This window comes from Arthrobacter sp. K41, from assembly GCF_059089645.1.
The window spans coordinates 1-18751 of sequence record NZ_JBNHEW010000010.1 but is presented as its reverse complement, the minus strand read 5'-3'; the positions used below and the strand labels follow the sequence as shown (position 1 = coordinate 18751).

The following is an 18751-nucleotide window of genomic DNA, read 5'->3' as shown; positions in this document are numbered from 1 at the left end:
ACGAGGGCCCCTTCGGCTGTGGGTGCGCTGACGACGGCATCGCCGATTCCGCCGCTTGATCCGGTCACCAGAACGACTCGGTCTGCTCGTTTCATCTTTCTAGGTCCTTACTTGAGGTGTTTCCCAAAGGGTGTGCCATGGCTCCGGGCGCGGCTGCTTCAGTGGTGTCGCTCCGTGTCCTGACCTGCTGCTGCACTGGTGAAGCCCGGGTTCTCTGCCATCCCCGGTCCAGAGTGGCGCGTGCCCGTGCTGATTAGCTGTTGCCGCTGGTGGCGTGGCTTGCCCATTGCCGGCCTTCTTGTTCTTCTGTCGGCAGTCCGGAGGCGGCGAGGATCCGGTCAAGCAGCCGCTGGGTGTGAACGGCGTCGCGGCCGGAGGTCAGTGGCTGGGCCCTGTCGGCGACCCGGTCCAGGAAGTGGTGGACTGCTGCTGAGAAGCCGAGCGTATCGGTTGCTGTGGCCCAGCCGTAGGCCTCGGCGCTGAGCTCCCGTGAGGTGGTGACTCCCTGGACAGTGGTCGAGACCGTTTCCGGTGCCCTGACTTCCACGGTCTTGCCGGCGCCGTAGGCGTCGAGTTTTTCACTCCAGGCACCTGCTGTCCGGGCTGCCATGAGCACTCCGGTGTTGCCTGTGCTGAAGCGGATCATGGCTGCGACGCCGTCTTCTTCCCAGGGGTCATCACCGGCTGCGTGTGCGGCCACGTCCACGGGCTCGCCGCCGCAGTACCAGCGGAGCAGGTCGACCATATGGATGGCGTTCTCGAACGTTGCGCGGTATTCCGATCCCGGGCGGTTCTTTTGCGCGACGCAGAAGGTAGCGCCTTTGTCGCCAAACAGCTCACGGCCGGCGGTGTAGACGGGGGCATAGCGGCGATTGAAGTCGACCATCAGGATGCGGCCGCGTTCATCGGCCAAGTCCGCGAGGCGTTCTGCCTCCTCAGTGGCCGGGGCCAGGGGCTTTTCGCAGAAGACGTCGACGTCGCGGCTCAGGCACAGTTGGACCGCGTGGGCATGCTCGGAGCGGGGTGTGAGGACGAAGACTGCGTCCAGGTCCTGCGCACCCAGCATGTCCTCGACCGACTTGTAGGCGGAGCCGAAGCCCCAGCGTCGGACCAGGCTGCCCGGATCCTCACGGCGGGACACCAGGGCGGCCAGCTCAACGTCATCGCGCTGTACGAGTGTGGGCAATTGGGCAATGGTAGCGATGTTTCCTGCGCCGATGACGCCGACGCGGAGGCGGTTGGTGTTCATCGAGCATTCCTTACCTGAGCGGGATCAGAGAGCATGGCGCGCAGGACGTCGGCTGATTCCCTAAATCCGTCCTCGGGCTTGGGAAGGTCTTGCCGGTGCCAGCGGTATTCAAGTTCGATGCTGAGCACGTCGTCGTAGCCGTGCTGCACCAGCCCGGCGAGAATTTGGGGCCAGGGAACGACGCCGCTTCCCACGACGCGGGACCGTACGGCCCGCTCGGAAGCGTTAACCCGGGCCGTTTCGGTTGCGCGGAACGCTGCGTTGGGATCGGTGAAGACAAGGTCCTTCACGTGCACGTGGCCGATCAGGTCGCCTTGGACAGCGAGGGCCTGTTCAAACTTTTCGTCGTGGGTGAAAGTCAGGTTCGCCTGATCGTACAGAACGCGGATGGCCGGGTGGGCGACTTCGCGGACCAGGGCTGCAGTTTCGGCCGCGGACTGGGTCATTGTGCCGAAGTGGTTCTCAACGCACAGCCGTACGCCTGCCTGTTCAGCTTCGGGTGCAAGGGTTTGCAGCGCGTCCACGAGCTTTGCCCACCGCCGGGCATGGTCGGAGTCTCCGGCATGCCAGGATCCGGCGTAGACGCGGACCCGGTCGGCCCCGACCACGTGCGCGGTTTCAATGGCGCCGCGGAATTCATCGACCGCGCCGCGCCACTCTGCGTCATCGAGTGCGTTGATGGCTGTGGTGTAGGGCGTAAGGCCTACGATCGGGATGCCTTCGCTGTCGGCAGCCTTTAGTGCCTCCATCGCGGCGTGCCGGTCTCCCAGAGGCAACCCTGACAGGTAGTCGTCCTGGTAGATGACTTCAGCGGCGTCGAGGCCGGCAGCTTTGAAGAGCGCTAGTGCCTGGGGAACCGTGTGGTCCGGGGTTCCGAGTGTGTGACCTGCAAGCCGCATTATTGGTCGTCCTTTCTGGAAGTGTTTGGAGCCGCTGTCCAGTCCGCAGGACCGACCAGCCGGGGTGGGGAGGGGACGCGGGACCGGTCGACGATCTCCATCAGCAGGCCCCAGGGGGTAAGGAAGTAGGTCCAGCGGTTGCCGGCTACGCGCGGGCTGTCGCCTGCGACTTCTTTGCGCTCACCGAGCACCCGCACCCCAGGTGTTTCCTGGAGCACGGCGACCGCTTCGTCGACGTCGTCCACGACGAAGCACAGGTGGTGTCCGCCGGCATCGCAATGCCGTGGCGGGGTTTCGCGCCGCTCAGCGCTGCTCCACTCGAAGAGTTCAATATTGAGGTTCGGGGGCAGGCGCAGCATGGCCAGCGTGAGTTTCGCATCTGCCGGGACTTCGAAGTTTGTGGGCATGAATTCTTCGTCGGGACCCCGCTCTGAGCGGTACAGTTCCTCGGCCCCGAGCACGTCGACGAAGAACCGGATACCCTCCTCGAGGTGGGGGACGGTGAGGCCGACGTGGTCCGTGTGCTGGAGCCCCGGCAGCCGCCGCAGTGTTCCTGCCGGGGCGCCGTTAGTCTCCGCGGTCATTTGCGTGGTCCCGAGGTGGAGGCACGGACCAGAAGTTCAGGTTCGAGGACGATGTGGTCCACGGAGCCGTCGATGTTCTGCTTCTCGGCCAGTTCTATGGCGATGTGTCCCATGTCGGCGATGGGTTGCCGGATGGTCGTGAGGGGAGGGTTGAACCGGGCCCCCAAAGCCAGACCGTCGAAACCGATGACCGACACGTCCTCCGGTACGCGCACGCCGCTTCGGCCGAGGGCCGAGATTACCGCAAATGCCACCATGTCATTTGCCGCGATGATGGCGGTCGGCGGATTCTCCATCTCGAGGAAATGTTCGGCCCCGCGCGTGCCGGCATCCAGATCTGACCCGCTGTCCAGCACCACAGGTGCGCTGCCGCTCTCAGCGGACAGCTCCAGATACGCGTCCATCCGGTCCTGGGCGGTGTGCGTTCCGGCGATGCCGGAAACGTAGCCGATCGACGTGTGCCCCAGAGAATGCAGGTGGTCCAGCGCGAGCATGATTCCGCGGCGGCTGTCGACGGTGACAGTTGGGACCGCATCGTCGCCTTCAACCCGGTCGATCACCACCACCTTGTGGCCAAAAGCGAAGCGTTTCAGCGCCTCGGTATCGACCTTCGTGGAGGGGGCGACGATACCGAAGGGGGCATACATGGCCTGCATGGCGGTGAAGTACCCGTCGGTCTTGGCAGGGTCACCATTGGTGACGCAGAGCAGCAGCTGGTAGCCGCGCTCGTCCGCCGCCTGCGTCATCGTCTTGGCAAGTTCTGCAAAGAACGGGTTGGTGATGTCAGGGACGATCAGCGGGATGAAGGTGCTGGTCTTTCGGCGAAGCGCCTGGGCGAGTGGACTCATTGTGTAGCCCAGCCCCTCAGCGACCCGGAGGATGTGCTCGCGGGTTTCAATTTTCACCGCTTCCGGGCGGGAGAATGCCCGGGAGACCGTGGACCGGTGGACACCGGCGGCCTTCGCAACGACGTCGATACTCAGATCAGGCATGTTCTCTTCCTCCGTGCTGGTCGTCATAGGCCTGCCAAATGGGGCGCATGACGTCTTCGATCTGGGCCAGTGTAGGCAAGCCCTGGAATCCATCTTCCAGCGTCTGGGCGACCCGCCGCACGAACGGATCGTAGAGAGGGTCGCTGTCCACGTCGATCCTGGCGCTCTCCGTGGTCCCATCGGCTGCGGTGAAAGTAGCAGAACCATCAGAGTTAACCGAGGCGTATCCTGCCTCACCAACAGACGTATAACTGCAGTAACGCTTCAACGGCGAACCCGGGAATGCGTAGCCAACCTCCACGATGGCTTCCCGTCCCTCGGGCGTAGTGAGGATGAGACTGGCGTGGTCCTCCACATCTCCCCCGTGCAACGTTGACGAAAGCCGGGCCTGCACACGAACCGAGGTCTCGTCACAGCCCTGCAGGAACAGGTCCACGAAGTGTGGACCCAGGTTCGCCAGGCACCCTCCGCCCGCCTTGGCCGGATCCAGCATCCACGCATTGCCGTTATCGACATAGCGGGAGGGCGGTCCGGCAATAAAAGAGATTCGCTGATACGTTGGCCTGCCAGCCTTGGCGAGCCACCGATCGGCGGGACCGCCCCGCTGGATCAGCGGGACGGTAGCGGGCACACCGGCTGCATCGGCGGCTTTGCGCACCGCAGTAAGTTCGGCAAGGGACGTTCCCAGCGGCTTTTCCACCACAAACGGAATCCCACGCTCGATCAGGGCATGACACTTCTCGGCCATCCCATAATGGGGGCCAAAAACGTAGGCCAGCCCAATATCGGGAAGGTCAACCAGCTTCCGCCAGTCAGCTTCCACCGGAGCTCCCCAGCCATCGGCAAGCCCCCGGACGAGGGACACGTCCTCGTCACTGACACCGACAACCTGATGCACTTCGGCAATCGCTTGGACGTACAGCGGAACGTGCCAATGGGAAGCACCAAGAATGATCGTGCGTGGACCACTCATCTGCCAGCCCCTTTGCTAAGTATGAGATCGATTGCTGAGATCGGTTGCAATAACAGTATGGATGGTGGGAGAGTTTGTCAACGACACTTCAACAGTGGCCCAGGTAACAAGGAGCATCGTCCCGCCTGGGCCCCGAGAAAGGCCAGCCATGTACAAGAAACTTCGCACCCTGCAGACCATCGACGCATCAGGCGCCGTCCTCATCGTCCGCCTCGAGAACGCTGAGGTCGCAGAACGTGTTGCCGAAGCTGCCATCGCCGGAGGCTTCCGTGCCCTTGAAATCACGCTCTCGATCCCTGGAGCCGTCGATGTAATCCGCCGGCTTTCGGTTAGGCATAGCTCGAATGGCGTAGCGATCGGAGCTGGAACGGTGCTGGACGAGCACTCGGCCTACGAGTGCATCCGCGCCGGGGCTGAGTTCCTCGTCAGTCCCCAGCTGAACCCGGCAATGATCCGGACAGCAAACCGGCACCAGATACCCACCATCAGCGGGGCCTACACGCCGACTGAGCTTGTTAACTCCGCCGAGGCGGGCGCTGACATCCTCAAGCTCTTCCCCACCGAGGCTGGCGGCATCCCCTATGCCAAGTCCGTGCTCGCCCCGCTTGCCCATCTGCCTATCATGCCGGCAGGCGGGGTAACCGTAGAGAACGTAGGCGAATGGTTCGCGGCGGGCGTGGCAGGTGTCGGCGTCGGCAGCTACGTGACCAAAGCATGGCAGCCCGATGGCGACTTTACCCGCGTCACCAAAGCCGCCGAGGAGTTCCTGTCAGCAGTGGCAGAGGCCCGCCGATGACAGTCCCCAGCGTCTATATTGTTATTGGCCCGGCCGGCTCAGGGAAAACGACGGTCGCGCAAAAAACAGCAAAAGAACATAACGCGGCATACCTGGACAAGGACCGGGTATGCGGACGCTTCGTCGAGTTCGCGCTGAAGGCGACCGGACACGACCCCACCGACCGGGAGTCCAACGACTACTATCGCGACAACCTCCTGCCCCTCGAGTACGAAACACTCATGGACGTGGCCGGGGCCAACCTGCGCCTGGACCGGTCCGTCGTGCTCGATGCCCCTTTCGGAGCCTACTTCGACGAACCGGACTTCCTGACGCGTGCGGCAGAAAAGTTCAACTGGCCACCGTCTGTGACCACGGTAGTGCGGGTGAGGGTCCCCCAGGACCTTCTGCGGGACCGGATTGCCCGCCGCGGCCTGGAACGGGACCAGTGGAAACTTTCCCACTGGGAGGAATACTGGTCCGTCTACGGGAGCTTGGAATGCGCGTGGTCGGGAGCCCGGTTCGTGGACTACAACAACGAGACACCCCTTCCGGCGGAGGGGTGATGGCTGAACCAGCAGACCGGCCCGGTTCGGCCAGTTCTACGCCAGCCGCTCTTGCAGCCCGCAGCATGAACGGGCCACACCACTCCTAATCCGGCCGAGGCCGCGCGTCTGCCTCCCGAGGACAAAGCGTGTGCCCTCCCTTAGAGACGGCAAAGCCAGAAGCTGCGACGTGGCTCACAAAAAACGTTGACAAGCCTTGTTTGTCGCCCGTAGTGTTTGTTGCAACCGATCTCTGCAACCGATCTCAGCAATCGATCTTATTGGCTCCGGTGAAAAGCCGGAGGACTGATTGCCTCTGGTTCAATCCCTAACCCCTCCTCAGCAAACGTGAAAGTATGGAGAGTTCAATGAAGACCTCAAAAGATGCGCTCGACAGCTCGGGCCCTTCTGAATTTCCGGAAGTGCCGGAGCCGCCCCGGCGCTCCGTCAACATGGTGGCAGGCACGATCGGCCACTTTGTGGAGTGGTACGACTGGTACATCTACGGGTTGCTGGCAGCGGTGTTCGCGGGACAGATATTCCCAAGCGAGAACCCGTTCGCGTCCCTTGTCGCAGCGCTGCTCACCTACGCGGTCGGTTTCGTTGTACGCCCGCTCAGCGGAATTATCATTTCGCCGCTGGCCGACCGCTACGGCCGCCGGCTCATCCTGACGCTGTCCATCTCCGGGATGGCGCTCGGCTCTCTGATCATCGGCCTCACCCCTTCATTCGCGACGATCGGCTACGCAGCACCTGTTCTCTTTCTGGTTGCACGCATCCTCCAGGGAATCTCGGCCGGCACCGAGCAGCAGAGCGCCATCGCGTTCATGGTCGAACACGCTCCCGCGAACCGGAGAGGCCTGTTCGGCTCGTTCTCCAACATGGCAAGCGGCCTCGCGACCCTCGCCGCGACCGGTTCGGCCGCAATCGTGACATCATCCTTTGCTCCCGCCGAACTCGCAGCCTGGGGGTGGCGCATCCCCTTCGTTGTGGGCGGCGTCCTCGGCGTCGCCGGTCTCATCCTGCGGGCCCGCTCGGATGAGACCCCTGAGTTTGAGGCAGCTGCCCTCGTCGATCAAAAGTCCGCCTGGGCGCGCCTGAAGGACCTGCTCCGCGAACACCCGAAGGCCCTGCTCCAGGCAGCGGCACTCTCTGCCCCGGCCGTGGCCTACTACACCTGGGCCACGTTCCTCCCCACCTACGCCAAGCTGACCACGGGCCGGGACCTGTCCTCCACCCTGGCCGGGAGCGTTATCGGGCTGGCCTTGCTCGTGGTCATCGTGCCGGTCTGTGGATACCTTTCGGACCGCCTCGGCCGCCGCAAGATCTTCCCCATCATCGGCGCCATCGGCATGATCGTACTCTTCTACCCACTGCTCCTGCTGCTGAACCAGCCAGGCTTCTGGGTATACGTTCTGGTTTCGGCATCCGGGTGGGTAGTTCTCGGTATTTGGCAGGCCGTTTACCCGACAATCCAGGCAGAGCTCTTTCCGGCCTCAGTCCGGGTAGCAGGCATCGGTTTCGCGCACCAGATCGTCATCGCCGTCTTCGGTGGCACCGCACCACTTATCGCCGCTGCATTCGTCGGCGCCGGACAGCCCATGTTCGTTGCGTACTACATGATCGCCATTGTCACCCTCTCCCTCATCGTCTACTTCACGCTCCCCGAGACCGGCAGCAAGGGCCCGCGTGCCACCGTCGCACCGGCAGACCCCGAAGTGCTGGAAGGAGAGCACCTGCTCTTCGATGCTCCACGCGGCGGGACCCAGACGAAGAATTCCAAGCCGTAGACCTACATCTCCTCCGCAACACTGCACATGAGGAAAGCCCTCGACCCGCTCCGGTCGAGGGCTTTCCCCTTCCCGGCCGTGGCCGACTCCAAGATGAAGCACACCCCAACCTCGCACAAGAGCATAGGCTCGGGCCCCAGAAATAGGAACGTAAAGTGGTCCACTGCGAGGCTTTAAGGTCCGACGCCGCCCACAGTCAGGGACGATTCTGATGGGTTATCCACCGCTACTGCTGCTCTGGGAGCTAATCCAGGGGCTCCCAATATCCAGCTGTGGATAACCCGAATTGCCCCCAACTGTGGACGGAACAGGGTCGCCGAGCGCAGCTTGTCCGAGCCTCGCCGGGTTGACGGAAACGCTTTTGAGGGCGAGGTGAGCCCGAGGAAGCACGCCTCGTGACCGAATTCGCTGGGATAGCAGTCCGCGCCGCCTTCGACGGATAGATGGGCCGAACTTACCGACGCCGGTCACCAGACGACGTTCGGCGAAATCTACCAGCGGGTCCGCGGACAACTCGGTACCACCGCTGGAATCACTCGAATACGCGGTTAGCTGTAAAGGCTCATCGCTGGACGCAGATACTGCTTCCGACTCCGATCCGGGTAGCTCACCCTGTTAGCCTTCCACTAGTGTGAAGGTTGGTGCAGATCTGGTCACGATCGAAGGAGCGGGCATGCGTATAGGTGAATTGGAACAAAGGTCCGGAGTGCCGGCTCGGATGCTCCGTTACTACGAGGAGCAGGGCCTGGTGACACCGCGCCGCCTCGACAACGGTTACCGGGAGTATGACGAATACCTTGTTGACCGCGTGGCGAAAATCCGCGGGCTCATCGACTCGGGTATCCCGACCAGGATCATCGGCAACATCCTGCCGTGCCTGAACCAGCCGCAGACCGTCGTCGTCGACGACGCTGACCCGGAACTCCTGGAAATTCTGCGGCAGGAGCGGGACCGGATGACGCACAAGATCGACGTCCTTTCGCAGAACCGGGATGCCATCACCCGCTACGTCCAGGCCCTGGAGGCCGCCGCCGGCAGCAAGAGCAGCATCGTCACCGAACGCCAGCCGGCGTAGCAGCGGGCGCACGATTTGACCTTCCCACTAGTGAGAAGGTTGCACGATGGGTAGATGACCTCCTCCTCCTCTTCAAAACTAATCCTCGGCCTGCAGCTCGGTAATGGGTACGGCGCCCACGGGTCGGCCTGGCGCGCCGCGGGCGTGGACCCGGCCAATTACGCCGACTTCGACGCGCAGGTGCGCTACGCCCAGGCCGCCGAACGGGGCAAGTTCGCGTTCCTGTTCCTGCCTGACTTCCTGGCCTATAAAGCAGATGGCGTGCAGGAGGCGCCGATGCTCACCCTGGAACCCATGCTGACCCTGGCAGCCATAGCCCGCGCGACCGAGCGCATCGGTCTGGTAGCGACCGGTTCGACGACCTTCAACGAGCCCTACAACCTCGCTCGCCAGTTCAAGGCCCTGGATGTGATGAGTCATGGCCGGGCCGGGTGGAACGCTGTGACGACCAGCGACCCTGCGTCCGCCGCGAACTTCGGGCAGGAGATCGCGGCCCGGCCGCAGCGTTACCAGCGGGCGCACGAGACCATCCAGATCACACAAGCTCTCTGGGGTAGCTGGCAGCAGGATGCCTGGATCAGGGACACGACGAACGCCCGGTTCATCGATCCGGAGAAGATCGAGGCCATCAACCTGCAGGGCAAATATGTCGCGTCTCGCGGTCCGCTGCCCATACCGCCGTCGGAGCAGGGCCAACCTGTGGTCTTCTCAGCCGGCGGAGGCGCGAACGGCCTCGAGATCGCCGGTCGGTACGCCAGCGCCGTCATCGGCGCAGTATTCACCATCGAGGACGCGCGCGCCCAGCGCGAAGCCGTCCGGGATGCAGCGCGCAGGGCCGGACGCAACCCTGACGAGGTGAAATTCATCGCCGGAGTGATGCCAGCCATCGCCGCCACCAAACGCGCGGCACTGGACCGCCGCGTAGCCCTCGGCGACCAAGCCGCCCCCGCCCTCGTCCCCTATCTCGGCTCCATGCTGGGACTGACTCTCGATGCGAGCCAGATCGACGAGCCACTCAGGCCCGCCCAGCTGGCAGCAGCCCGACCCAGCCCTTTCGATCCCCGCTCCCCACGGGCACTGGAGGTCGCCCGCGAAGGATGGACCCTCCGCGATATCCTCGCCCACGGGGTCATCGACTACCACCCCACCCCCGTCGGTCCGGCATCCGTCACCGCGGACCACATGCAGGAATGGTTCGAGGCAGGCGCCTGCGACGGCTTCTGGGTGTCCATCGACGTCTACGAGGACGGTATCGACACCTTCGTCGACCAGGTTGTTCCCCTGCTGCAGGAGCGCGGTCTCTTCCACGACGACTACGAAGGCACCACCCTCCGTGATCACCTCGGCGCCCCCGCCCAGTACGGCCTGGACACTCGACTCGCGGATAACGCCGAATGACGACAACCACCGACAACCCCAGCCACAATCAGAGCCACATCATTGACCAGGGTCTCTTCCGTGGCACCGTGGGACGTTACGCGTCGGGCATCACGATCATCACCGGTCACGATGACCAGGGGCCGATCGGGTTCACCTGCCAGTCGTTCTACAGTGTCTCCGTCGACCCGCCGGTCGTGTCCTTCAGCGTCATGAAAACCTCCACCACCTACCCGAGGATCCGCGACGCCGGAACCTTCACGGTCAACATCCTCTCGCGCGACCAGGAAGCAGTATCCAACCAGTTCGCCCGACGAGGCACGGACAAATGGGCCAACATCCGATGGAGCCCCACAACACAGGGCAACCCGGTCCTGGATGAAAGCCTGGCCTGGCTCGACTGCACAATCTGGGCCGAGCACGACGCCGGCGACCATCTCATCGTGCTCGGACGCGTTATCGAACTAGGAACATCTCCTAAAGAACACCCTGATCCCCTGGTGTACTTCCAAGGCCAATACCGGGCCCTCCGCGAGCTCGACCCTGCCTGATGCGTGTGTAGGTCGTTGTATCGGTGGGTCGCTTACCTTCGTCCTCGTCCGGTATATGACACCTCCGATTTGACCTTCACACTAGTGGCAATGTTGATGATGAGAGGACAGACATTGCACTAGGGAGACACATGAAGATCGGTATCATCGGCGCGGGCTCGATCGGCTCGACCATCGCCCGGCGCCTCAGCCGTCACGGACACGACGTATCGATCGCGAACTCACGCGGCCCGGAGACGATCGCTGCCGCAGCCTTGAGCACCGGCGCGCGAGCCGTCACGGCTTCCGAAGCGGCCACTGATGTCGATGTCCTCATCGTGTCGGTCCCGATGAACCGCAACGAGGACATCGCAACCCACGTCCGGCGCGCACCCGAGACCGCCGTCGTCATCGACACGTCCAACTACTATCCGGCCCGCGACGGCATCGTCCCCGCCTTCGTCGACGGGCAACCCGAAAGCATCTGGCTGTCCGAACTGTTCGGCCGCCCCGTCACCAAAGCCTGGAACGCCATCACATCCCAGTCCTTCGATGCCAAGGCCACCGATGCCGGCACTGCAGGCCGAGTCGCCATCCCGGTGGCATCCGATCACGACGACCACCGGAACCTCGCGATGTCACTGGTCGAACAGACCGGCTTCGACGCTGTCGACGCCGGCGTCCTCGCCGAGTCCTGGTGCCAGCAGCCCGGCGCCCCCGTCTACTGCACGGACCGTAGACGGGAAGAGATGCCGGCCTTCCTGGCAGCCGCCCAGAAGGAGCGCGTCCCCCAGCGACGGGATCTGGCCATGGACGCCATCGGCGGGTACATCGATGCCGGCGGCAGCCCGGACGGCAAGTTCCTCGTCGCCATCAACCGTGCCTGCTACAGCTGACGCTACGACCCCACAACTCCCCCCCACGTACCAACGCGCACCTACTGATGCGCGCTCACACGCAAGCCAGGATGAATACCGAATGACTTCTCACGAAGCAACAGCAACACAAGAGACCGGCGCTAACGGATCACGGTCCGACAGTGCAGGCCCGACGCAGAAACCATCATGGGCGGGCGTGGCCTCACTGAGTGTGGGCGTATTCGCCCTCGTGATGGCCGAATTCCTGCCGGCAAGCCTGCTCTCCCGGGTTGCCGCGGATCTGGGAGTGACAGAGGGTGTGGCCGGTCAATCCGTCGCCATCACCGCCATCGTCGCAGCCATTTCCGGCATCACCATCCCTGTCGTGCTCTCGCGTATGGACCGCCGGCACCTGATGATCATCCTCTCGGCGCTGGCCGTCGTATCCGATGTGCTGGTGGCGATCGCGCCGACCTACCCGATCCTTCAGGCCGCCCGCGTCCTGCTCGGCATCGCGATCGGTGGTTTCTGGGCGCTGGCGATCTCCATCACAGCGCGCCTGGTTCCGGCATCGAAACTCGGTCTGGGTTTGACGATCGTGAACGTGGGCGTGACCCTGGCTACCGTCGCAGCCGTCCCGCTCGGCACGTTGCTCGGTGAGATCTGGGGTTGGCGTGCGGTGTTCGCTCTGGCCGCGGGCGTTGGCATCATCGCCATGGTCATGCAATTCTTCGCCCTGCCTTCGATGGTGACCGGCCCCTCGAGCGGATTCCGGCCCCTGGTACAGACACTGCGCTCCCGCATGGTTCTGCTCTGCCTGTTCACCATGGCTTTGATGGGTGCCGGTCACTTCGCCGGCTTCACCTACATCCGTCCTGCAGCTGCCGAGGTCGGCGGACTCGATCCCGAGCAGCTCGCTGTCCTGTTGCTGGTGTACGGCCTGGGCATTGTGGGCGGCAATCTGATCGCCGGACCTCTCGCCGACCGCACGCTGCGCATCGCGACACTGGTCTTCCCGCTCGTCCTCGGCCTGGCGATGATCGCCTTCGTGTACATGGGCAGCAGCACCGTTCTGCTCTTCGTCGCAGCCGCGCTCTGGGGAGCCGGCTTCGGTGCTCTGCCCACAGTCATCTCGACCTGGCTCGCGCGAGCCGAACCGAGCCGCCTGGAAAGCATCGGCGGACTCCAGACAGGTGTGTTCCAGGTCGCGGTCGCCCTCGGCGCGTTCCTCGGCGGGCTCCTCGTCGACGGTGCCGGCGTACAGACCGCCCTGTCCTCGGCGGCCTCGCCTCCGTGCTCGGCGGCCTGATCCTGGTGGCAGTCAAACCCCAAACGCTCGCCTAAAACAGGATGACTGGCCGACCGAACTTCTCTCCGCTGGTTACGCCCCGCCGCACACCAGGCACCGGAGATTTCCCGCCAAGACGACGACCCAACGAAAGGTTGGCGCTGAGCCGATTTGACCTTCACATTAGTGTGAATGTGGAGACTGAAATACCGACAAGCTCTCCGATGGAGCGGTGCTTTGTCCAGGCGGTAATCCTGTGGATTCCGACCCGAACCGATGAATCCTACGAGCACCTTGGAGTCAACAGCTTATGAGTAGTGACACGCATCTCGCCCCTGCAACAGGGCCGGCCGGCATCATCGCCGATCCCCAGGGAGCGGTTACCGGCCCGAACACGACCAACTCGGCACCAACGAAACGATTGTCTCCGGGAGAGGTCCTGACGATCTCCGTCCTGGTCTTCTCGGCGTTCGTGGCGTTCCTGTCCGAGATGGTGGTCGGGGTGGCGCTGCCACAGATCATGGACGACCTGAACATCACGGCTACGACCGGGCAGTGGCTCACCACCGGCTACGCCCTCACCCTCGCGGTGATCATCCCGACCACCGGGTACATCATGCAGCGGTTCCAGCTCCGGACAATCTTCATTGTCAGCGTCGGTCTGTTCACCCTCGGCACCCTGATCGCGGCAGTTGCCCCCGGCTTCGCGCTGCTGCTCACCGGCCGGATTGTGCAGGCCCTCGGTACGGCGGTGTTGGTCCCGCTGCTGATGACGACGTCGATGGGTCTCGTTGCGCCGTCTCGTCGTGGACAGATGATGGCGTTAGTCACGGCGGTGTCTGCCGTCGCACCCGCCCTCGGTCCCGCCTTCTCCGGCCTCGTGATGTCGCAGCTGACCTGGCGGTGGCTGTTCATCATCATCTTGCCTCTGTCGGTCCTCGGCCTCCTCATCGGGGCAATCAAGATGCCGAACCTCACTACGCCGCGGCGAATCGGATTCGACACGCTGTCGCTGGTGCTCTCCGCGATCGGATTCGGCGCGTTGGTGTACGGACTAGCGAGTGCCGGCGAATCCAGCGGCGGTCACTTCTCAACAGCGTTCTGGATCGCGATCCCGCTGGGCGTGGCGGGAATCGCAGCATTCGTGTTGCGTCAGCTCCGATTGCAGCGCCGTGACGCGGCCGTTCTGGACATGCGGATCTTCATGCATGCCGGGTTCGCACGACCCGTTATCGTCTTTTCGTTCCTGGTGATGGGCGCCTTCAGTCTCGCCACCCTGCTCCCCCTCATCCTGCAGGAATCCCTCGGACTCGGTTCATTGGAGACCGGGCTGCTCATGGTGCCCGGCGGCGCGACGATTGGGATCGTGTCCCTCCTCGTCGGCCGCTACTACGACCGCATCGGAGCCCGGGGGCTTGCTATCCCGGGAGCCATCGTTGTCAGTGCCGGCTGGTGGTTCATGACGACCTTCACCGAGAACACCTCGATGTGGGTGGTCCTGGCAACCTACATGTTCGTCTGCGCCGGCCAAGCGTTCGCCTGGGTCGCTCTCTTCACCATGTCGCTGGGATCGCTTCCTAGTGCTCTCGCTCCGCACGGCAGCGCCGCGCTCAACACTATCCAGCAGCTCGGCGGCGCGGCCGGTTTGGCAGTACTCATCGCGGTTCTCAGCTCGAACGCCGACGGCACCGACGCTACCTCCATCGCAAATGGTGCACGCGCTGCATTCACAGTCGGCACTGTTATCGCAGTCGTCGCCCTCGTGACCGCGGCATTCCTTCCGCGACACACGCGCAACGCGGACGAAGACTGAACGGCCAGCAGGACCTGACCTGTCGGCTATCGGTCGCGTCTGGCAGTGGCGAGATTGACTGGCAATGGATGCATAGAAGGAAACCGGCAACCTGCCACCATCATCAGAACACCCCCATCTGGTCATCCGCAGGACGACAACCGGGTCCGTAAGGCACGCAAGCGCCCAAAGCGAACCCCCTCTGGAGGGCCGCTGAGTTAGCAAAACGGGCTAAGTGGTCGCTACAGCTCAACGACAAATTCATGCTCCCTTTGAAAGCTTGTGACCTACGACCTCATAAAGGACTAGCACATGGGCCAGGAGCTTGTTCAGGTTCGGCCACACCCCAACCTGACGTCAGGTGGCAGCCGACAAGTTGTCAGACTGAAGCGTAATTGCCGCTTTTCTGACACGCACTCAAGAAACTCATAAAGTCCAACCTGACACTTCGGATGGGGTGGGCCAGAGTACCTCCCGGACCAACAGGATGTTGAAGAGCATCCCGTCTACAATGCAACCCGTTCGTCTCATGCCGGGCGTCCTGCAGGCAGCGAAAGAGCACGGGCAGGATGTCAGCCGCGCTGGGCACAACCCGCCATGCCGCCCCGCCGGCGTCCTGGCCTCTTTTGAATGGAGCACCAGAACCGGTTCCGCACCGTCTGCATCCAAAGGGACGGCGCCGTGCGTGCATGCATCTCCTTCGGCTGCGCCAAATATTCTGGTTTACGGGTTCAAGTTCGGCGGTCGAAGGCCTCTGGCATTTTCTGTATCCCAAGTGCTCCGCTGGAAGCCCTCGGAAACGCGAGCCCCGCATGCCCTCCGGCGGTGAGGCTCCCGGGTCGCGGCCGCCGTTACCCCACCCCAGGGGTGGCGGCGGACCGACCGGCATACTGACGCCGGTCCCAGCGGGCAAGCTTCTTGCCCTTGTCACTCCACCGGTTGTTGTCATCGTTGGCGTGGTGCAGGCGGAAGATGAGGACATCAGCACCGGCATCCTCCGCGGCTCAGATGAGCATGGCCTCCCGAACCGTACCGGCCGAACCGGCACCGCCGGGACCTGAAGAGGAGACCCTTCCCGCCGACAAGACGTAGTAGCTGTCCGCGGCCTGCAGGGCAAAGCCGATGTGTTGCTCCACGAGGAGGATGCTCATGCCTTTCCGCTGGGACAACTCGACGATGGTCGCTTCTATTTCGGTGACGATGTTTGGCTGGATTCCCTCGGTGGGTTCGTCAAGGATCAGTAGGCGGGGGTCTGTGATGAGCGCCCGGGCGATGGCGAGCTGCTGCCGCTGGCCGCCCGAAAGCAGCCCTGCCCGGCGTTCCAGTAATGTCTGGAGCGCCGGGAACATGTGCAAAGCTTCCGCCACCCGTTCGGGGCCGTTCCTCCGCCCGTCCGCTACGAGCTGCAGGTTCTCCATGACGGACAGCTGCCCGAATGACTGCTGGCCCTGCGGCACGTAGGCCATTCCCCGGTCTACCCTGCGGTGCGGGCGTAGAGCCGAGATGTCTTCCCCGTCAAGGGTGATGCGTCCCGCGGTCGGCTTGAGAAGCCCGACGACGGCGCGCAGCAGCGTTGTCTTGCCAGCGCCGTTGTGCCCCAGGACAGAGACAACGGCTCCGTCCGGGACGCTCAGGCTGACGTTGGAGATGACTTGGGTACGTCCATAACCGGTCTCCAGATTTTCAACTTCAAGCATCAGTGGCCTCCACTCGCGAGGATCCAAGGTAGACATCCTGCACTTTTTGATCTGCCTGCACCTGGGCAACACTTCCCTCGCTGAGGACCTTGCCCGCTGCAAGCACGGTGACGGACGTTGCGAACTCCCGCACGAAATCCATGTCGTGTTCGACCACCACCGTGATACGGCTGGCCGCTATTCGACGCAACAGCTCCCCGGTTTCGAGGCGCTCGTCCTGGCTCATCCCGGCAATCGGCTCGTCAAGCAGGAGGACGTCCGCGTTTTGCACCAGAAGCATTCCGATCTCCAGCCATTGCTTCTGTCCGTGGGCGAGAATGCCCGCCTGTTTTCCGGCCAATCCCTCCAGCCCGATGATTTCAAGCGCCTCTTCCACCGCCGCATCCACGGTCCTGCGCCGACGGAGCATCCGAAGCGCACCGCGGCCGGCGCCGGCCGCGATGTCCAGGTTCTGGAGTACTGAAAGATTCTCGAACACGCTTGCGGTCTGAAACGTGCGGCCCACCCCCAGCCGTGCGGTCTGGTGTACTTTGCGCCCGAGGATCTCCGTCCCGGTGTGGTTCACTGATCCCGTGGCAGGTACCAGGCCGGTGATCGCGTCGATCACCGTTGTCTTCCCCGCGCCGTTGGGGCCGATCAGGAACCGCAGGTCGCCCTGGATGACATCGAGGCTGACGTTGTCCACGGCCAGGAATCCGTCAAAGGAGACGGACAGGTCGCGGACTTCCAGGTATTTCGGCCGGCCCCGGCGGAGCCCTCCGGCCCGGGGCTCACCATCAGGAAGAAGGGTCGGCGTAGTCATCTGCGGGCCTCCTCAGGGATGGCTGTTCCTTCAGCTTCCGGCGATGGTGCCGCAAACGCTGGCGTTGTTGGTGCCGCGGGCACCAATACAGCCGGACGAATTCTGCGCCGCCTGCCCAGGAGCGCCGGCAATGAGGCCAGCCCGCCGGGCATGAACCCGACCACCAGGACAAACAACAGGCCTTGGAAATACACCCAAAAGGAGGGAAAGGTGGAGGACAGGCCGGACTGGGCGGCGGCGACACCGACAGCACCGAGGACCGGCCCCAGCAACGTGGCACGGCCGCCGATGGCAACACCAATGAGGAAGGCGATGGAAGGGATCACTCCTACGTCTGCCGGCGAGATGATTCCGACGAGCGGGACGAACAGTGCGCCTGCAATGCCTGCCAGGACAGCGGCAATCACGTAGATGACGGTTTTAATGGTTGCCGGATCGTAGCCAAGGAAGCGGACGCGTTCCTCCTGGTCCCGTACCGCAACCAGCAGCTCGCCGAGCCTGCTGTGCATCAGCTGCCGGGCGAGGGCTATGGACAGCAGGAGCACTGACGCCGCAATCATGTACAACATCACCTTGTTGCTCGGGTCCTGCAGGTCATAGCCGAAAAATGACCGGAAGCCGTTCAGCCCGTTCGAGCCGCCAGTGGTGGCCTGTTGACCAATAAGGAACACAGCGAATGCAGCGGCCAGCGCTTGGCTCAGGATTGCGAAGTAGGCACCCTTCACCCGGCGCTTGAAGACCGCCAGACCCAGGACAAGTGCCACCAGCGCCGGGATCAGCACCACCGCAAGCAGAGTTACAGCCGGGCTTCGGAACGGCTCCCACCAGCCGGGCACCTCGCCGTTGCCGTACAGGGACATGAAGTCCGGCACGCCGGAGCCGCCAAAGAGTGACGCGTCGGCAAGCTTCATGTGCATCGCCATGATGTAGGCGCCCAGCCCGAAGAACACCCCCTGGCCAAGGGTCAGCATGCCGCCGCGCCCCCACGCCAGGCCAATGCCCACCGCCACGATAGCGAAGCAAAGGAACTTTCCCAGCAGTCCCAGGCTGAACGCTGGAAGAATCACCGGTGCGACACCCAGGAGCAGGACCGCACCGGCGGCGAACGCCGCCGCAGTACCCAACCGTCCGCGCAGAAGGCCCCTCATGCCAGGCTCCTCGTCTTGAGGCTGAAGATGCCCTGCGGCCGGAGCTGAAGGAACACCACGATCACTATCAGGATCAGGACCTTGCCGATGCTCGCCGTCGTTGAGTACTCGAAGACGGACTGCAGCACGCCAAGGGAAAAAGCGGCGATGACTGCCCCCTTGATTTGGCCAATGCCGCCGGCCACGACCACCAGGAAGGCATCCACGATGTAGTTGGTGCCGAGGTAGGGGCTGGTTGAACCAATGAGGGTGACAGCGACACCGGCTACACCGGCCAGGCCGGACCCGATGAAGAACGTTAGTTGGTCGCTGCGCCGGGTTGAGACACCGCTGGTTTCTGCCAGGTCCCGGTTCAGCACAACAGCCCGGATGCGGCGC

The 18751-nt window shown here is 63.5% G+C and carries 18 protein-coding genes; 9 read left to right on the top strand and 9 right to left on the bottom strand.

What is annotated here, in order from left to right; all coding sequences use genetic code 11:
- Window positions 1–253: 253 nt before the first annotated feature.
- From AC5RTE_RS16685 to AC5RTE_RS16665, 5 genes are read right to left on the bottom strand one after another with little or no spacing between them, the layout of a single operon-like run.
- Window positions 254–1249, bottom strand: coding sequence for a Gfo/Idh/MocA family protein (locus AC5RTE_RS16685; RefSeq protein WP_494042494.1), 996 nt, complete (start codon window positions 1247–1249; stop codon window positions 254–256).
- On the bottom strand, window positions 1246–2148 hold the full coding sequence (locus AC5RTE_RS16680) for a sugar phosphate isomerase/epimerase family protein (protein WP_494042493.1): 903 nt from the start codon (window positions 2146–2148) through the stop codon (window positions 1246–1248). Before AC5RTE_RS16680 ends, AC5RTE_RS16685 begins: the two co-directional genes overlap by 4 nt.
- Window positions 2148–2732 (bottom strand): VOC family protein, encoded by a 585-nt coding sequence (locus AC5RTE_RS16675; protein WP_494042492.1) that lies wholly within the window; start codon window positions 2730–2732, stop codon window positions 2148–2150. Before AC5RTE_RS16675 ends, AC5RTE_RS16680 begins: the two co-directional genes overlap by 1 nt.
- Entirely contained in the window at window positions 2729–3724 is a 996-nt protein-coding gene (locus AC5RTE_RS16670; protein ID WP_494042491.1) for a LacI family DNA-binding transcriptional regulator, read from the bottom strand. Before AC5RTE_RS16670 ends, AC5RTE_RS16675 begins: the two co-directional genes overlap by 4 nt.
- Window positions 3717–4697 (bottom strand): Gfo/Idh/MocA family protein, encoded by a 981-nt coding sequence (locus tag AC5RTE_RS16665; RefSeq protein WP_494042490.1) that lies wholly within the window; start codon window positions 4695–4697, stop codon window positions 3717–3719. The genes AC5RTE_RS16670 and AC5RTE_RS16665 overlap by 8 nt, the downstream gene beginning before the upstream one ends.
- A gap of 148 nt (window positions 4698–4845) precedes the next feature.
- Between AC5RTE_RS16665 and AC5RTE_RS16660 the strand changes: the two genes are divergently transcribed.
- The 9 genes from AC5RTE_RS16660 (at window position 4846) to AC5RTE_RS16620 (ending at window position 14747) form a co-directional block, all read left to right on the top strand.
- Window positions 4846–5493, top strand: coding sequence for a bifunctional 4-hydroxy-2-oxoglutarate aldolase/2-dehydro-3-deoxy-phosphogluconate aldolase (locus AC5RTE_RS16660; RefSeq protein ID WP_494042489.1), 648 nt, complete (start codon window positions 4846–4848; stop codon window positions 5491–5493).
- On the top strand, window positions 5490–6038 hold the full coding sequence (locus AC5RTE_RS16655; protein ID WP_494042488.1) for a P-loop nucleotide/nucleoside kinase family protein: 549 nt from the start codon (window positions 5490–5492) through the stop codon (window positions 6036–6038). Before AC5RTE_RS16660 ends, AC5RTE_RS16655 begins: the two co-directional genes overlap by 4 nt.
- Window positions 6039–6385: 347 nt before the next feature.
- The gene (locus tag AC5RTE_RS16650) at window positions 6386–7807 is read left to right on the top strand and encodes an MFS transporter (RefSeq protein ID WP_494042487.1); all 1422 of its coding nucleotides are present in this window, start codon (window positions 6386–6388) and stop codon (window positions 7805–7807) included.
- A 673-nt stretch (window positions 7808–8480) separates the two neighbouring features.
- The gene (locus AC5RTE_RS16645; RefSeq protein ID WP_104137551.1) at window positions 8481–8882 is read left to right on the top strand and encodes a MerR family transcriptional regulator; all 402 of its coding nucleotides are present in this window, start codon (window positions 8481–8483) and stop codon (window positions 8880–8882) included.
- Window positions 8883–8936: 54 nt separating this feature from the next.
- Window positions 8937–10280: an NtaA/DmoA family FMN-dependent monooxygenase gene (locus AC5RTE_RS16640; protein WP_494042486.1), complete on the top strand. Its 1344-nt coding sequence runs from the start codon at window positions 8937–8939 to the stop codon at window positions 10278–10280.
- A complete protein-coding gene (locus tag AC5RTE_RS16635; protein WP_494042485.1) occupies window positions 10277–10810 on the top strand; it encodes a flavin reductase family protein in 534 nt (177 codons plus the stop codon). The genes AC5RTE_RS16640 and AC5RTE_RS16635 overlap by 4 nt, the downstream gene beginning before the upstream one ends.
- A 113-nt stretch (window positions 10811–10923) precedes the next feature.
- A complete protein-coding gene (locus tag AC5RTE_RS16630) occupies window positions 10924–11685 on the top strand; it encodes an NADPH-dependent F420 reductase (protein ID WP_494042549.1) in 762 nt (253 codons plus the stop codon).
- 82 nt (window positions 11686–11767) lie between these two features.
- Window positions 11768–12955 carry an MFS transporter gene (locus tag AC5RTE_RS16625; RefSeq protein WP_494042484.1) on the top strand — a complete coding sequence of 396 codons (1188 nt, stop codon included), beginning with the start codon at window positions 11768–11770 and terminating at the stop codon, window positions 12953–12955.
- Between the two features lie 289 nt (window positions 12956–13244).
- Window positions 13245–14747 carry a DHA2 family efflux MFS transporter permease subunit gene (locus AC5RTE_RS16620; protein ID WP_494042483.1) on the top strand — a complete coding sequence of 501 codons (1503 nt, stop codon included), beginning with the start codon at window positions 13245–13247 and terminating at the stop codon, window positions 14745–14747.
- 983 nt (window positions 14748–15730) lie between these two features.
- On the opposite strand, the gene urtE is transcribed toward AC5RTE_RS16620, so the two are convergent.
- The 4 genes from urtE to AC5RTE_RS16600 form a co-directional block, all read right to left on the bottom strand.
- Window positions 15731–16423, bottom strand: coding sequence for an urea ABC transporter ATP-binding subunit UrtE (urtE, locus tag AC5RTE_RS16615; protein ID WP_494042482.1), 693 nt, complete (start codon window positions 16421–16423; stop codon window positions 15731–15733).
- Window positions 16416–17225: an urea ABC transporter ATP-binding protein UrtD gene (gene urtD / locus AC5RTE_RS16610; RefSeq protein ID WP_494042481.1), complete on the bottom strand. Its 810-nt coding sequence runs from the start codon at window positions 17223–17225 to the stop codon at window positions 16416–16418. The genes urtE and urtD overlap by 8 nt, the downstream gene beginning before the upstream one ends.
- Complete coding sequence (urtC, locus tag AC5RTE_RS16605) at window positions 17222–18373, bottom strand: urea ABC transporter permease subunit UrtC (RefSeq protein WP_494042480.1); 1152 nt, start codon at window positions 18371–18373, stop codon at window positions 17222–17224. The genes urtD and urtC overlap by 4 nt, the downstream gene beginning before the upstream one ends.
- Window positions 18370–18751: ABC transporter permease subunit (locus AC5RTE_RS16600; protein WP_494042479.1), on the bottom strand; the 382-nt coding region annotated here is incomplete at its 5' end. The genes AC5RTE_RS16600 and urtC, both read right to left, overlap by 4 nt.

Coding starts and splice junctions, on each gene's coding strand:
- AC5RTE_RS16645 (WP_104137551.1), top strand. CDS start 8,481: ATGCGTATAGGTGAATTGGAACAAAGGTCCGGAGTGCCGGCTCGGATG.
- AC5RTE_RS16685 (WP_494042494.1), bottom strand. CDS start 1,249: ATGAACACCAACCGCCTCCGCGTCGGCGTCATCGGCGCAGGAAACATC.
- AC5RTE_RS16640 (WP_494042486.1), top strand. CDS start 8,937: ATGACCTCCTCCTCCTCTTCAAAACTAATCCTCGGCCTGCAGCTCGGT.
- urtE (WP_494042482.1), bottom strand. CDS start 16,423: ATGCTTGAAGTTGAAAATCTGGAGACCGGTTATGGACGTACCCAAGTC.
- AC5RTE_RS16665 (WP_494042490.1), bottom strand. CDS start 4,697: ATGAGTGGTCCACGCACGATCATTCTTGGTGCTTCCCATTGGCACGTT.
- AC5RTE_RS16680 (WP_494042493.1), bottom strand. CDS start 2,148: ATGCGGCTTGCAGGTCACACACTCGGAACCCCGGACCACACGGTTCCC.
- AC5RTE_RS16650 (WP_494042487.1), top strand. CDS start 6,386: ATGAAGACCTCAAAAGATGCGCTCGACAGCTCGGGCCCTTCTGAATTT.
- AC5RTE_RS16635 (WP_494042485.1), top strand. CDS start 10,277: ATGACGACAACCACCGACAACCCCAGCCACAATCAGAGCCACATCATT.
- AC5RTE_RS16660 (WP_494042489.1), top strand. CDS start 4,846: ATGTACAAGAAACTTCGCACCCTGCAGACCATCGACGCATCAGGCGCC.
- urtD (WP_494042481.1), bottom strand. CDS start 17,225: ATGACTACGCCGACCCTTCTTCCTGATGGTGAGCCCCGGGCCGGAGGG.
- urtC (WP_494042480.1), bottom strand. CDS start 18,373: ATGAGGGGCCTTCTGCGCGGACGGTTGGGTACTGCGGCGGCGTTCGCC.
- AC5RTE_RS16675 (WP_494042492.1), bottom strand. CDS start 2,732: ATGACCGCGGAGACTAACGGCGCCCCGGCAGGAACACTGCGGCGGCTG.
- AC5RTE_RS16655 (WP_494042488.1), top strand. CDS start 5,490: ATGACAGTCCCCAGCGTCTATATTGTTATTGGCCCGGCCGGCTCAGGG.
- AC5RTE_RS16625 (WP_494042484.1), top strand. CDS start 11,768: ATGACTTCTCACGAAGCAACAGCAACACAAGAGACCGGCGCTAACGGA.
- AC5RTE_RS16620 (WP_494042483.1), top strand. CDS start 13,245: ATGAGTAGTGACACGCATCTCGCCCCTGCAACAGGGCCGGCCGGCATC.
- AC5RTE_RS16670 (WP_494042491.1), bottom strand. CDS start 3,724: ATGCCTGATCTGAGTATCGACGTCGTTGCGAAGGCCGCCGGTGTCCAC.